Genomic DNA, 14,350 nt, shown 5'->3' on the forward strand with positions numbered 1-14,350 from the left:
ATGGAACGGACACCACCCATCTTCACCGGTGACGAGCGCGCCGTGCTCAACAGCTGGCTCGACTGGCAGCGCGAGACGCTCGCCGCCAAGTGCGCCGGGCTGAGCGAGGAGCGGCTGCGCGAGCGCGCCGCGCCGCCGTCGGGCCTGTCCCTGCTCGGCCTGGTCAGGCACATGGCGCACGTCGAGCGGGCCTGGTTCCGCCAGATCATCGACGGCGAGGACGTGCCGCGGCTGTGGGGCAAGGACACCCGCCAGGACGCCGACTTCGACGAGGTGGACACCGCCTCGGCCGAGGAGGCGTTCGCCACCTGGCGGGCCGAGATCGCGCGGGCCCGGGAGATCTCGGCCGCCCTGCCGCTGGACGCGCTCGCCAAGCGGCAGCGCCACGGCCAGGACGTGTCGCACCGGCGCACGCTGATCCACCTCATCCAGGAGTACGCCCGCCACAACGGCCACGCCGACCTGCTGCGCGAGCGGATCGACGGCACGACCGGGGAATAGCGCGTTGGCCTCGGCCCCGGGGAACCGCAAGAATGGCGCGATGAGCGTGGCTGACAGCACGGAGACCGACTGGGTGTCCAGGTTCGCGGATGAGGTGATCTCCGAGGCGGAGCGCCGCGCGCCGGGCGAGCCCATCGTGTGCGCCTCGGGCCTCAGCCCGTCGGGGCCGATCCATCTGGGCAACCTGCGCGAGGTGATGACCCCTCACCTGGTCGCCGACGAGATCCGCAAGCGCGGGCACGCGTGCGTGCACCTGCTGTCGTGGGACGACTACGACAGGTTCCGCAGGGTGCCGGCGGGCGTCGACCCGTCGTGGGCCGAGCACGTGGGCAAGCCGCTCAGCTCGGTGCCCGCGCCTCCGGGCAGCGACCACGCCTCGTGGGCCGACCACTTCAAGGCGCCCATGATCGAGGCGCTGGCGGAGCTGGGCGTCGACTACCGCGGCATCAGCCAGACCGAGCAATACACCTCGGGCGCGTACCGCGAGCAGATCCTGACCGCCATGCGCGAGCGCGAGAGCATCGACGCGGTGCTGGCGCGCTACCGCACCAAGCAGGGCGAGGAGCGGCCGGGCGCCTATTACCCCTATCGCCCGTACTGCGAGATGTGCGAGCGCGACCTGACCACGGTCACCGCCTACGACGACGACACCACCGAGCTGGCCTACTCCTGCGCGTGCGGGTTCGGGGAGACGGTGCGGCTGGCCGAGCACGACCGCGGCAAGCTGGTGTGGAAGGTCGACTGGCCGATGCGCTGGGCGTACGAGGGCGTGGTGTTCGAGCCGTCGGGCGTCGACCACCACTCGCCCGGCTCGGCCTGGGTGGTCGGCGGGGAGATCGTCGGCCCGGTGTTCGGCGGCGAGCGGCCGATCGGGCCGATGTACGCGTTCGTCGGCATCACCGGCATGGCCAAGATGAGCAGCTCGAAGGGCGACGTGCCGACCCCGGCCGACGCGCTGCGCATCATGGAGGCGCCGGTGCTGCGCTGGCTCTACGCCCGCCGCAAGCCGTCCCAGTCCTTCAAGGTCGCCTTCGACCAGGAGATCCAGCGGCTCTACGACGAGTGGGACGCGCTCGGCCGCAAGGTCGCGCAGGACGAGGCGCAGCCGGCCGAGCTGGCCGCGCACGCCAGGGCCGTGCGCACCTCGCGCGGCCCGCTGGCCGCCACCCCCCGGCCCGTGCCCTACCGGACTCTCGCCTCCATCGCGGACGTCACGACCGGCGACACCGGCCAGATCGGGCGCATACTCGGCGACCTCGACGGCGTCGCCGCGCTCGACGAGGTCCGGCCGAGGCTGGACCGGGCGCAGGCGTGGATCGACACGCACGTGCCCGCCGACCAGCGCACGCGGGTGCGCGAGTCGCCCGACGAGGAGCTGCTGGGCTCGCTCGGCGAGGACGAGCGCGAGTCGCTGCGCATGCTGACGGAGGGCCTCGACGAGCACTGGTCGCTGGAGGGGCTGACCACGCTGGTGTACGGGGTGCCGAAGCTGCGGGCCGGGCTGGCGGCCGACGCCAAGCCGACGCCCGAGGTGAAGGCGGCGCAGCGGGCCTTCTTCGCGCTGCTCTACCGGCTGCTGGTGGGCCGCGACACCGGGCCGCGGCTGCCGACGCTGCTGCTGGCGGTGGGCGCCGAGCGGGTCCGCAAGCTGGCCGGCGTGTGAGCGCCGTCTACCTGATCACCGGCATCCAGGCGGCGGGCAAGTCGACCGTGGCGCAGGCGCTCGCCGAGCGGCTGCCCAGGGCCGCGCACGTGCGGGGAGACGTGTTCCGCCGCATGGTGGTCACCGGCGGCGTGCCGATGACCCCCGGCGCCGGCGATGAGGCGGTGCGCCAGCTCCGCCTGCGTTACCGCGTCGCGGCCGCCGCGGCCGACCTCTACGCGAGTGAGGGGTTCACCGCCGTGGTGCAGGACGTGGTGCTCGGCCCCGACCTGGAGCTGTTCACCCGGCTGGTGACCACCCGCCCGCTGATGGTGGTGGTGCTCGCGCCGGACGCCGCCACCGTGGCGCGTCGGGAGGCGGAACGCGCCAAGACCGCCTACGGCGCGTGGACCGTGGCCGAGCTGGACGCGGGGCTGCGCCGCGACACGCCGCGCATCGGCCTCTGGCTCGACACCTCCGCGCAGACCCCCGCCGAGACGGTCGACGAGATTCTGGCCCGTACGAAGGAAGCCACGATCTAGCGCATGGGACGGCTCGTTGTCAAGCCGTCATGACCGGATGGACGTTCGCCGGTAAGAACACCTTTTTCCGTATATGTTCGCAGGTCACGGAGTGGTCACCGACACAGAGATCCGCGACTGATGCAAGGCGTCGTCAAGTGTCTTGCATGCGCGTGAAGGGATCTTTGCCTGCATGAACGAGCAGCCCTTCCCCGCCACCGTCAGCGTCATCGTCCCTGCGCTGAACGAGGCAGACAACCTCCCCCACGTCTTCGCCACCCTACCGGCCTGGATCGACGAGGTGATCCTGGTCGACGGCGACTCGACCGACGACACGGTGGCGGTCGCCCGCCGCCTCCGCCCTGACCTGCGCGTGGTCGCGCAGACCCGGCGCGGCAAGGGCAACGCCCTGATCGAGGGAGCGGCGGCGGCGAAGGGCGACATCATCGTCATGATGGACGCCGACGGATCGACCGACGGCCGCGAGATCCGCTCGTTCGTCAACGCGCTCGCCGCCGGCGCCGACTTCGCCAAGGGCTCGCGGTACGCGCCGGGCGGCGGCTCCGACGACCTCAGCCCGCTGCGCTCACTCGGCAACCGGGCGCTCACCGTCCTGACCAACCTGATGTACGGGACGCGCTACACCGACCTGTGTTACGGCTACAACGCGTTCTGGGCACGCCACCTCGACGCGCTCGCCCTCGACTGCGACGGCTTCGAGATCGAGACCCTGATGAACATCCGCGCCGCGAGGGCCGGCCTGGTCACCAGGGAGGTGCCCAGCCACGAGCGCTGCCGCATCCACGGCGAGAGCAACCTGCACGCGCTGCGCGACGGCTGGCGGGTGCTGAAGACCATCTTCCGGGAGCGATTTCGCGCCTCCACGGCCTCCCCGGCCGAGGTGGCGCTCGCCAAATGAAAGGTGACACCTCCTAACATGCGATATATCGTGATCGGCGCGGGAGCGGTGGGCGGCACCATCGGGGCCCGGCTCCACCAGGGCGGCCACGACGTGCTGCTGGTGGCACGCGGAGCCCACTACGAGACGCTGCGCGAACGCGGCCTGCGCCTGATCACCCCCGGCTCCGACCAGGTCATCGACATCCCCGCGACGGACGGCCCGGTGCCGGCGCGCGACGGCGACGTGCTGATCGTGGCCACCAAGTCGCAGGACACGGTGGCCGCGCTCGACCCGTGGCCCCGCCACCTGCCGGTGGTGTGCGCGCAGAACGGCGTGGCCAACGAGCGGACCGCGCTGCGCCGGTTCGAGAGGGTCTACGGCATGTGCGTGTGGCTGCCGGCCCTCCACACCGAGCCCGGCGTCGTGGCCGCCTACGGGTGGCCGCGCTCGGGGCTACTGCACGTCGGCCGCTACCCGTACGGCTCCGACGAACTGGCCAAGCAGATCGCCACCGACCTCGACCGCAGCCACCTCGTCGGGGTGACCTCCACCGAGGTCATGCGGTGGAAGCACGGCAAGCTGCTGACCAACCTGACCAACGCCGTCGAGGCGCTGTGCGGGCCCGACCCCGCCGCCCGGCCCCTGCTGGACCAGGCCAGGGCCGAGGGCGTCGCGGTGCTGGAGGCGGCCGGGATCCCGTACTCGACGCCGCGGGAGGAGCGCGAGCTGCGCGGCGACCGCGTCGACATGCGCCCGATCGGCGGCGAGGCGCGCGGCGGCGGCTCGTCCTGGCAGAGCCTGGCCAAGGGCTCGGGCTCCATCGAGGCCGATCACCTCAACGGCGAGATCGTCCTGCTGGGGCGCGAGCTGGGCCTGCCGACCCCGGTCAACGAGGTGCTGCAGCGCGAGGCCAACCGGTTCGCCCGCGAGCGGCGGCGGCCGGGCTCGATGACGGTCGAGGAGCTGACCGCGCTCATCGGCGCGCGTTCCTCATACGGATTCCGCTGAACTCCAGGCTGCTGCCGATCACCTCCTCCCAGAACGGCCAGAGGCTGTCGAGCAGCCGGAGCTGGATGCCCGCCCGCTCGTGCAGCTCGACCAGGTCGCCCACCGGCTCGGGCGGGCCGAGCGGCGTCACGGGCGCCGTGGACACCACGGCGTGCGGCGGGTCACCGATGGGCGCGAAGCCGTCCGCGGGCAGCCGGTAGGCGTAGAGCCTGGTCTCCAGCATGGGCCTCAGCCAGCCGTACTCGATGGCGTGCACCCGGTCACCGCAGCCCGCGCCGATGATCCGTACGGCGTCCTCCGCGGTGGTCCCGGGCCCCGTCCAGGCCAGCGCCCGCGGGCAGGCGCGCGGAAACCAGTAGTCAGGGCACCGGTCGGCCCCCACCGCCCACACGTACGGCTCGCTCTGCCTGGACGTCGGCGCCACGTGGGGGACGAACCGCTCGATCGTCGGATCCTCCGAGAAGTGCAGAACCTCGCCGGGATCGGGTCTCATCCCTTGATCCTCGCGCATATCCCCACGCTCCTTGGGCAGTTGGACGTCGCTTTGACGACAAGGGGTGAGTGCAGATGATCTTCATGGGTCTGTTACTGGTGATCCTCGGCGCCGGCGCGGCCATCCTGGTCCTCGCCGAGGAAGGCACGAGCTACAACCTGTTCGGCTACACCTTCCAGCCGAACCACGTCGAGATGTTCCTCGCCGGCGCGGCCGCGGCCGCCGTGCTGCTGCTCGGGCTGTGGCTGATCGCGCTCGGTTCGCGCAGGTCCGCCAGGCACCGCCGCGCGCTCCGCGGCGCGCGGGCCGACGCCTCCCACCGGGTGGCCGAGCTGGAGAGCGAGAAGCGCCGGCTGCAGGAGAAGCTGGAGAAGGAGCACGCGGCCAACCAGCGCACCGCCGCGGACGAGCGCGCGGCGGACCGGCGCACCGCCGCCGACGAGCGCGCGGCGGACCGGCGCACCGCCGCCGAGGAGCGCGCAGCCACGGCCGAGCGCGCCGAAGACGACCGCCTCGTGGCCGGCCGTCCCGAGCAAACCAGGCGATGACCGCTCCGGGCGCGGGGGCGTCGAGCCCCCGCGCCGGCGCATGACCCCGGATCGCGCTGGGGTGTAATCTGCGAGGCGCCCGCACATGCCTCCGGAGGTCGCATGCCCCCCACACGTGGCCGTCCCATCGCGATCAAGCTGCTCATCCTCCTGCTCGTCCCGCTGACCTCCCTGGTCGGGCTCTGGGCGTTCGCGGCGGGTCTGACGGCGGGCGACGGCATCCAGATGCTGGAGACCGACAAGCTGACCACCAACCTGGCCGAGCCCTCCAGCGAGCTGACCACTCACCTGCAGAACGAGCGGCTGTCCTCGATCCAGTTCATCTCGGCCAAGCGCAATCCGGAGACCCTGTTCCTCCAGCGCACGCTGACCGACGGAGCGGCCAAGGAGCTGCGCGAGCTGGCCGGGCGGCAGGACGACCTCACCCCCGCGATGAGCGCCCAGCTCAACGCGCTGTTCAGGCAGCTCGACCGGCTCACCCAGATCCGCCGCGACGTCGACGCGCCCAACCCGTCCCAGCTCGACCTGATCAACGGCTACAACCAGATCGTCGACGCCTCCTTCCGCATGTACGACGCCCTGGTCCTGGTGCCCGACCTGGCCCTCTACCGCAACGTACGGGCGCTGGCCATGCTGGCCGAGGGCAAGGAGATGCTCTCCAGGGAGCGCGCGATGATCGCCGTGGTGCTCAGCCGGGGCCGGGTGACCAGCGCGGAGCGTGAGGCGTTCGCCGAGTGGGCGGCGACCAGGCGGCTGCTCTACTCGCAGGCCCTGACGCAGCTCGACGGCGAGCTGCGCACCCCCTACCAGGAGCTGATCAGCTCTCCCCTCTACCAGGAGTTCCTGGAGACGGAGGACGCGATGCGGGGCCAGGCCGTCGTCAACGGCCTGCCGGCGGAGGCGGCCACCTGGCCGGTCGACGCCAACAACCTGTGGAAGGCCGTCGAGGCCAACCAGCGCACCACCAGCGCCGCGTACGCGCAGCGGCTGGCGCCGGCGGCCACCGGCATCCTGATGAAGATCGCGGTCGCGGGCGGGGTGGGCCTGCTGGCGGTGCTCGCCTCGATCCTGCTGTCGCTCCGCTTCCGCAAGCGGCTCGTACGCGAGCTCGCGGGGCTGCGCGACGCCGCCACCCACCTGGCCCAGGTCCGCCTGCCCGAGCTGGTCGAGCAGCTGCGCACCAGCGCCAAGCCGCCGGTCGGCACCGCGGTCGAGCCGCTGGAGGTCAAGGCGGAGACGTCCGAGGTGCACGACATCGTGCACGCGTTCAACGACGTGCAGTCGACCGCCGTCAACGCGGCGCTCAGCCAGGCCAACCTGCGCCACGGCGTCAACCAGGTCTTCGTCAACCTCGCCCGCCGCAACCAGTCGCTGCTGCACCGCCAGCTCATGCAGCTCGACGGCATGGAGCGGGGCACCGAGGACCCGGTGATGCTGGAGGACCTGTTCAAGCTCGACCACCTGACCACCCGCATGCGCCGCCACGCCGAGAGCCTGATCATCCTCTCCGACCAGCAGCCGGGCCGGGGCTGGCGCAACCCGGTGCCGATCGTCGACGTGCTGCGGGCGGCCGTGGCGGAGGTCGAGGAGTACCAACGGGTCGAGGTGCTGCAGCCCCCGCCGGTCTCGCTGCTGGGCACGGCCGTGACCGACGTGGCCCACCTGATGGCCGAGCTGGTCGAGAACGCGACGCTGTTCTCGCCGCCGCGCACCCGCGTCGACCTGCGCACCACCTCGACCCCCCACGGCCTGACGGTCGAGGTGGAGGATCGCGGGCTCGGCCTGCCCCGCGACGAGCTCGACCAGCTCAACACGCGGCTGGCGGAGAAGCCGGAGTTCGACCTGGCGCAGAGCGACCGGCTGGGCCTGTTCGTGGTCGGCCGGCTGGCGTCGCGTCACGGCATCAAGGTGACGCTCGCGCCCTCGCCCTACGGAGGGCTGACCGCGCGGGTGATGCTGCCGGCGAGCCTGCTGGCCGATCAGCCGGTGCTCGCCGGCCGGTAGATCACCTTCAGAGCCGTACGAACGGCTCCTCGAAGTGGGCGGTGGCCAGCAGCGCCCGCTCGGCCCGCAGCCCGGCCAGCACCTCGGCCCGGGTGGCGGCCGCGCGCTCCTGGTCGTCGTCGTAGACGTAGCGCACGGCCGGGTCGGCGAGCTGCGCGGGGTGCAGCACGAGGTCGCCGGTCATCGCCAGGTCGCCGAGCCGCACGATCTGGTGGCCGGGCGTGTGGCCGGGAGTCAGGTGGACGCGCACGCCGGGCGCGACCTCGGCGTCGCCGTCGACCACCTGGAGCTGGCCCTTGATCACGTCGATCACCTGGCGGAGCATGGCGCCGCCGGCGGCCTCCAGCTCGGCGTCCTGGAGCACGTAGCGGGCGTTCTCGAACACGGGCCGGCCGTCGGCGACGGCCCCGCTGGCATGGTCGCTGTGGAGGTGCGTGAGGATCACGGTGCCGACGTCGGCGGGCGCGACGCCCGCGGCGGCCAGTTCCCCGGCCAGCGAGCCGGGGACCGGCGCCCAGCTGGACGCCGGTGAGTCGGTGCCGCCTATGCCGGTGTCGACCAGGGTCAGGCGGTCCGCGCGGTCGCGGAGCAGGTAGCAGTGGAAGTGGAGGATCCACGGCTCTTCCGGGAGGTCTGCTCCCGGGAACGTCTCGGCGAGCGGGCGTCTGATCGCCTCGCCCATGGGGCCGACGGCGTCGCAGAGGGGTGTCACCTCGACGCCGGCCACGTGCAGCGGTTGGTGGGGCATACGCCCCAGATTAGGCGGCTACGGGCTGGCGCGGAACGAACTCGTTCTCCAGGTCCGCGGCGAAGACCGCACGCCGGCAGGTGGCACACCGGTACATGATCGGGCCCTCGTCGAGCTCGTTGTGGCATCGCGGGCAACGGGTGCTGTTCATGTCATCCCCCAAGGATCGTCTGCGTATAGGTAACCTCGCCGTCATTGCAAAGGTCCTGCAGGGCGCTTGCGGATTCCATGTCCGGATCGGACAGGACGGCGAGAAGAACATTGTTACGGTCCACGGCGCGTTTCACGCACGAAGACACGAGAATGCCCCGGGAATAGCCCGAGAGGGCTAGACGTTTCATGGGCAGCGACGTGTGGTACGTTGCCGGTGGCGTTCGAGCTCAAGCTCCGCCGCTCTCCTCCCTCCCGACCTGCCCCTTCCGCGGGCCTCGGGTTTCCTCACCTACGCGCGCCGGTGCTTCTCTTACCGGCATGCCCTCAAAGGGGTTCATCATGTCTGTTCACGTCATCAGCGGCTTGCTGGACGTGCGGGACAAATCCGCATTCCTCCGCACCCGCCATCTACCCAGCTCCGGTGACCTGCGGCTGACCGCCGACCGGGTCAAGCAGCTCGGGCTCCGTCCCGGCGACCACGTGACCGCCAAGGCCGACGGCGGCAGGCTCGTCGAGGTCGAGACCGTCAACGGCGAGAGCCACTGGCGCGACCGGCCGCGGTTCGCCGAGCTGACGCCGGTGCATCCCGACGAACGGCTCCACCTGGAGACCGAGTCGCTCAGCACCCGGGTCATCGACCTGTTCGCGCCCATCGGCAAGGGCCAGCGCGGGCTCATCGTGGCCCCGCCCAAGGCCGGCAAGACCATGGTCCTCCAGGCCCTGGCCGCCGCCGTCACACGGAACCATCCCGAGGCGCACCTCATGGTCCTCCTGGTCGGCGAGCGGCCCGAAGAGGTCACCGAGATGCGCGCCGGCATCCAGGGCGAGATCTTCGCCTCCACCTTCGACCATCCCGACCGCGACCACACCGCGATCGCCGAGCTCGCCGTCGAGCGCGCCAAGCGCCTGGTCGAGCAGGGCCGCGACGTGGTGCTGCTGCTCGACTCGCTCACCCGCCTGGCCCGCGCCTACAACAACACCGCGCCGGGCAACGGCAAGACGCTCAGCGGCGGCCTCGACGCCGCCGCCGTCTACGCGCCCAAGCGGTTCTTCGGCGCCGCGCGCAACGTGGCGGGCGGCGGCTCGCTCACCATCCTCGCCAGCGCGCTCGTCGACACCGGCTCGCGGCTGGACAACAGCCTGTACGAGGAGTTCAAGGGCACCGGCAACATGGAGCTGCACCTGGTGCGCGACCTGGCCGAGCGCCGCGTGTTCCCGGCCGTCGACCTGGACGCCTCCGGCACCCGCCGGGAGGAGATCCTGCTCCCCGCGCGGGAGCGGCAGGTGGTCTGGCGGCTGCGCCGCTCGCTGACGGGCCTGGAGCGCCACCAGGGCATGGAGATGCTCGTCGGCAAGCTCCGCGAGACCGCGTCCAACGCCGACTTCCTGGTCCGGGCCGCCGCCACCGTCTGACGGCGCTGTCTGACGGGCCCGCGGCGCCCAGGCGCGACAGTAGGCCGCGACAATGGGCCGCATGCTGGCCGACATCGCCGAACACCTCGCCTGCCCCGTCTGCGGGCAGTCACTGCGGCTCGACCCCGGCGCGCTGCGCTGCCCCCGGGGCCACTCCTTCGACGTGGCCAGGCAGGGTTACGTGAGCCTGCTCGTCGGGTCCCGCCCTCCGGGCACGGCCGACAGCGCGGAGATGGTCGCCGCCCGCGACGCCTTCCTGTCCGCCGGTCACTTCGCGCCGCTGGAGAGCGCGCTGGCGGAGGCGGTCTGGAGTGCCCATGCCGAATCGTTCTCACACTCGCCTGACGACGGGCGCGCGAAGGCGTACGGTGGTTCTGGCCATGGGGCCGAGCCGGTCATCGTCGACGCCGGCGCGGGCACCGGCCACTACTCGGCGGCCGTCCTCGACGCGGCGGGACGCGGCGTCGTGATGGCGTTCGACGTGTCCAAGCACGCCGTGCGGCGGGCCGCCAGGGCGCACCCCAGAGTGGGGGCGTTCGTGGCCGACGTGTGGCGGCGCCTGCCCATCGGAGACGGGGTCGCCGACGTGGTGATGAACGTGTTCGCGCCCAGGAACGGGCCCGAGTTCCGGCGGATCCTGCGGCCCGGTGGGCGCGTCGTCGTGGTGACGCCCGCGCCCGGCCACCTCAGCCCGCTGGTGAAGGAGTTGGGGCTGCTGTCCGTCGACGCCGGCAAGGAGCAGCGGGTGGCGCGGAGCCTGGAGGGGTTCGCCGAGGTGGAGCGGCGGGTGGTGGCGTTCGACATGGCGCTCGGGCCTGACGAGGTCCGGGCCGTGGTGGGGATGGGGCCGAGTGCGTGGCACCTGGGCGAGGAGGAGCTGGCGGAGGGGATAACGCGAGTTTTCTCCCGCAATAACGCGAAAAGGCTAGAAAAAGTGGTTACGAAGGCAGAGTTCCACCTATCTACCTTCGAAGTGACACCTGGCGCAAGGTCACCCTCTTGACGGGCATCTGAGACTGGTGTTACTGATGGGGCGTTTAGTACCAAATTCCCCCACATTTCCGGAGTATTTCCGCGACGCAAGCGCAATACTGGACGGCAACCCGTTGCCGATGAGGACGGCGAGGGGCGCCCATGGGAGGGGAGCGCGGCGGATGAAGGCCGAGGAACGCTGGCAGGCCAGGTTCCGCGCGTCGCGCATGTCGCTGCCGTCCTACGCCCCCCTGGCCCCGAACCGCTCGATCTACCGCTCGAACGCCACCGGCACGTGGGAGGTCTACGCCTGGGACCGCGCGAGCGGCGCCACCCGCCAGGTCACCGACCGGCCTCTGGGCACCGCCCACGCCGCGATCGACCCCGCCGGCCAGTGGATCTACTGGTTCGACGACACCGACGGCGACGAGTTCGGCATCTGGCGGCGCCAGCCCTTCTTCGGCGGCCCCGACCAGCCCGTCGCTCTGGGAGCGCCGCCCGGCCAGCCGGCCGGCATCGCGCTCTCGTCCACCGGCCTGGCCGCGATCAGCCTGGCCAGCGAGGGCACGTTCCGCATCCACCTGGTGCGCGACGGCGAGCACGTCAAGATGCTGTACGAGCACGGCGAGGCCGCCTGGGCGGCCGGCATGTCGATGGACGGCGAGCTGATCGCGATCAACCACGGCGAGTACGGCGACTTCCGCCACCCCGCGCTGCGCGTCGTGCGCCAGTCCGGCCAGGTGGTCGGCGAACTGTACGACGGCCCCGGCATGGGCGTCGTCGGGCTCAGCTTCGCCCCGGCGCCGGGCGACTCCCGCCTGCTCGCCCTGCACGAACGCCGCCGCCGCCAGGAGCCGCTGGTCTGGAACCCGGTGACGGGCGCGCGCCGGGAGATCTGGCTGAAGGACGACGGCGAGATGACGGCCGAGTGGTACCACGACGGCCGCGGCCTGCTCATCCAGCGCGGTCACCGGGCCCGCAGCCACCTCCTCCGCTACGACCTGGCGGGCGGCGGGCTGACGCTCATCGAGACACCGCAGGGCGTCATCGAGGAGGCGCGCCCGCGCCCCGGCGGCCACGTGGAGTACTCCTGGTCCAGCGCCTCGCGCCCGCCGGTCATCCGCTCGACCAGCGGCCAGGTCGTGCTCAACCCCGGCGGCCCGGCCGCGCCGCCGAGCGTCCCCCTGGAGGACCTGGACGCCGAGGGGCCGGGCGGGCGCATCCACGCCCTGGTCTCCCGCCCGGAGAACGGCGCCGCCCCGTTCCCAGCGGTCTTCCTGCTGCACAGCGGCCCGACGAGCCACGACAGGGACGCCTTCTCCCCCGAGGTGGCGGCCTGGGTGGACGCCGGTTTCGCGGTCGTCCGGGTCAACTACCGCGGCTCGACCGGCTACGGCTCGGCCTGGCGCGACGCGCTGCACGGCGACGTCGGCCAGATCGAGCTGGCCGACGTGAACGCGGTGCGCACCGCCGTGGTCGAGGCCGGCATCGCCGACCCCGACCGGCTCGTGCTGGCGGGCACCGCCTGGGGCGGCTACCTCACGCTGCTCGGCCTCGGCACGCAGCCCGGCCTGTGGGCCGCCGGCATCGCCGCCGTGCCCATCGCCTGCCACCGGACGTCGTACGAGGACGAGGCCGAGAGCCTGCGCGCCTACCACCGCGCGCTGCTCGGCGGCTCCCCGGAGGAGCAGCCCGAACGCTACGCGGCCAGCTCCCCCATCACCTACGTCGACCAGGTGAAGAGCCCCGTGCTGATCCTGGCCGGCGAGAACGACACCCGCTGCCCGCCGCGCCAGATCCAGAAGTACGTGGCCCAGCTCGAACGGCACGGCCACGAGCACGAGGTCTACACCTACGACGCCGTACGGAGCAACCTGGTGGTCGCGGAGCGGATCGCGCAGACGGCGCTGCAGCTCGACTTCGCCCGCAAGCACCTGGGCCGGCGTTAACGGGCGCGCAGCACCAGGATCGCCAGGTCGTCGGCGCTGGGCTCGGTGGCGAAGTCGGCCGCGCCCCGGCGGATGCGCTCCGCCACCGCCTTGGCCGACAGCCCCGCGCACTCGGCCAGCATCTTGGCCAGCCCGCCCTCGTCGTCGAGCAGCCGGCCGCCCGAGCGTCGCTCGGTGACGCCGTCGGTGACCGCCAGCAGCACGTCGCCGGGGTCGAGGTGGACGACGTCGACCTCGAAGACCACCTCGGGGAAGACGCCCAGCAGCGACTGCGGGGTGGTGATCGACTCCACGACGCCGCTGGGCTTGAGCCGCAGCGCCTCGGGGTGGCCCGCCGAGACCAGCCGGACCTCCAGGCCGTCGTCGGCCGGGGTGATGTCGCCGTGCAGCAGGGTCAGGAAGCGGGCCCGCTCGCCCTCTTCGAGGATGGCCTGGTTGAGCCTGCCGAGCACGGCCGCGACCCCGTAGCCCTCGCGGGCCAGCAGGCGGAGCGTGTGGCGGGCCAGGCCGGTGACCGCGGCCGCTTCCGGGCCGGTGCCGCAGACGTCGCCGATGGCGAAGCGCCACGAGTCGTCGCCGGCCTTGAACACGTCGTAGAAGTCGCCGCCCACCTCGTTGACCTCGCCGGCGGGCTCGTACACCACGCCGTAGTCGAGGCCGGGCACCTCGGGCTCGTTGGGCGGCAGGAGGCTGCGCTGCAGGGCGCGGTTGGCGGCGGCCTGCTGGGCGTAGACGCGGGCGTTGTCGGCGGCCAGCGCGGCGCGCCTGCCGATGTCCTCGGCGAGCTGGATGGCCTCGTCGGGGAACCGGTCGGGCCGGCCCAGGCACATCACGCCGAGGCCGCGGCCCCGGGCGCTGAGCGGGACCGCGAGCACCTCGTTGTCGCCCAGGTGGAAGGTGGAGCTCATCCGGGTGCCGACCGCGCCGACGTCCAGATCGCTGAGTTGCTCGCGCAGCCCGTCGATCCTGGCCTCGTCGGCGTGCCACAGGTAGACGAGGCGGAGCGGCGAGGAGGCGGCGTCGGCGGTGTAGACGGCGCACCAACTGCTCAGCCGCGGCACCACGACCTGGGCGATGATGGCGGGGACCATGTCGGGGTCGAGAGTGCCCGCGAGCAGGTCGCTGGCGTCGGCGAGGAATCCGAGCCAGTGGGGCCCGCGCCCGCTCTGCCGCTGCCACTCGACGGCTCCCGAGCTGTGGTGCGCGCCAGGTAGCGTGAGTCTGGCCCAATGGACACGGGAATCACCCGAGAAGGTGATCCCCCACTCGTCGACATGGACGGAGGGAGCTTTCTGATCACCATGTGAGGTGTTCCGCTGCTTCACCTCCACCTGGACGGAGCCGCCCAGGTGTCGCCAGAGCATCTCGAAAGGCTCGTCCACGACCTGCCCCGCGAGATCGCCGGCGATCTGCTCGGCGACATGGAGCATGCCGCCGGTGGCCCACGCGGTCATCACCTCGCGCGTGAACCTCATCGCGTCGGTCACAGCCGACTCG

At 72.2% G+C, this 14,350-nt stretch carries 13 protein-coding genes; 10 read left to right on the forward strand and 3 right to left on the reverse strand.

Annotation, left to right across the window (positions count from 1 at the left end; genetic code table 11):
* From ABD999_RS14280 to ABD999_RS14300, 5 genes are all read left to right on the forward strand, one after another.
* Entirely contained in the window at window positions 1-501 is a 501-nt protein-coding gene (locus ABD999_RS14280; RefSeq protein WP_271280236.1) for a DinB family protein, read from the forward strand.
* Between the two features lie 40 nt (window positions 502-541).
* Complete coding sequence (gene lysS, locus ABD999_RS14285; protein ID WP_271280237.1) at window positions 542-2,164, forward strand: lysine--tRNA ligase; 1,623 nt, start codon at window positions 542-544, stop codon at window positions 2,162-2,164.
* Window positions 2,161-2,685, forward strand: a complete 525-nt coding sequence (locus ABD999_RS14290; protein WP_271280238.1) for an AAA family ATPase — start codon at window positions 2,161-2,163, stop codon at window positions 2,683-2,685. Before lysS ends, ABD999_RS14290 begins: the two co-directional genes overlap by 4 nt.
* A 172-nt stretch (window positions 2,686-2,857) precedes the next feature.
* Complete coding sequence (locus ABD999_RS14295) at window positions 2,858-3,583, forward strand: glycosyltransferase family 2 protein (RefSeq protein ID WP_148036241.1); 726 nt, start codon at window positions 2,858-2,860, stop codon at window positions 3,581-3,583.
* Window positions 3,584-3,601: 18 nt separating this feature from the next.
* Window positions 3,602-4,573 carry a ketopantoate reductase family protein gene (locus ABD999_RS14300; RefSeq protein ID WP_271280239.1) on the forward strand — a complete coding sequence of 324 codons (972 nt, stop codon included), beginning with the start codon at window positions 3,602-3,604 and terminating at the stop codon, window positions 4,571-4,573.
* Here the strand turns inward: ABD999_RS14300 and ABD999_RS14305 are convergent.
* Window positions 4,539-5,066 carry a DUF6886 family protein gene (locus tag ABD999_RS14305; RefSeq protein WP_271280240.1) on the reverse strand — a complete coding sequence of 176 codons (528 nt, stop codon included), beginning with the start codon at window positions 5,064-5,066 and terminating at the stop codon, window positions 4,539-4,541. The genes ABD999_RS14300 and ABD999_RS14305 overlap by 35 nt on opposite strands.
* A gap of 83 nt (window positions 5,067-5,149) precedes the next feature.
* Between ABD999_RS14305 and ABD999_RS14310 the strand changes: the two genes are divergently transcribed.
* Together ABD999_RS14310 and ABD999_RS14315 are read left to right on the forward strand one after the other, a co-directional pair.
* Window positions 5,150-5,614, forward strand: a complete 465-nt coding sequence (locus tag ABD999_RS14310; RefSeq protein WP_345482729.1) for a hypothetical protein — start codon at window positions 5,150-5,152, stop codon at window positions 5,612-5,614.
* A 102-nt stretch (window positions 5,615-5,716) separates the two neighbouring features.
* Window positions 5,717-7,618: a sensor histidine kinase gene (locus ABD999_RS14315; RefSeq protein ID WP_271279596.1), complete on the forward strand. Its 1,902-nt coding sequence runs from the start codon at window positions 5,717-5,719 to the stop codon at window positions 7,616-7,618.
* A gap of 7 nt (window positions 7,619-7,625) precedes the next feature.
* Here the strand turns inward: ABD999_RS14315 and ABD999_RS14320 are convergent, their stop codons facing one another.
* Complete coding sequence (locus ABD999_RS14320; protein ID WP_271279595.1) at window positions 7,626-8,366, reverse strand: MBL fold metallo-hydrolase; 741 nt, start codon at window positions 8,364-8,366, stop codon at window positions 7,626-7,628.
* 492 nt (window positions 8,367-8,858) lie between these two features.
* On the opposite strand from ABD999_RS14320, the gene rho reads away from it, so the two are divergent.
* From rho to ABD999_RS14335, 3 genes are all read left to right on the forward strand, one after another.
* Window positions 8,859-9,932 carry a transcription termination factor Rho gene (rho, locus tag ABD999_RS14325; RefSeq protein WP_261809019.1) on the forward strand — a complete coding sequence of 358 codons (1,074 nt, stop codon included), beginning with the start codon at window positions 8,859-8,861 and terminating at the stop codon, window positions 9,930-9,932.
* Window positions 9,933-9,993: 61 nt separating this feature from the next.
* On the forward strand, window positions 9,994-10,935 hold the full coding sequence (locus ABD999_RS14330; RefSeq protein ID WP_271279594.1) for a putative RNA methyltransferase: 942 nt from the start codon (window positions 9,994-9,996) through the stop codon (window positions 10,933-10,935).
* 151 nt (window positions 10,936-11,086) lie between these two features.
* Window positions 11,087-12,853, forward strand: coding sequence for a prolyl oligopeptidase family serine peptidase (locus ABD999_RS14335; protein ID WP_271279593.1), 1,767 nt, complete (start codon window positions 11,087-11,089; stop codon window positions 12,851-12,853).
* Here the strand turns inward: ABD999_RS14335 and ABD999_RS14340 are convergent.
* On the reverse strand, window positions 12,850-14,340 hold the full coding sequence (locus ABD999_RS14340) for a PP2C family protein-serine/threonine phosphatase (RefSeq protein ID WP_271279592.1): 1,491 nt from the start codon (window positions 14,338-14,340) through the stop codon (window positions 12,850-12,852). The two genes, ABD999_RS14335 and ABD999_RS14340, sit on opposite strands and share 4 nt — an antisense overlap.
* Between the last annotated feature and the right edge of the window lie 10 nt (window positions 14,341-14,350).

The sequence above is a fragment of the Nonomuraea ferruginea genome (genome assembly GCF_039540635.1).
Taxonomy (GTDB): Bacteria; Actinomycetota; Actinomycetes; order Streptosporangiales; family Streptosporangiaceae; genus Nonomuraea; species Nonomuraea ferruginea.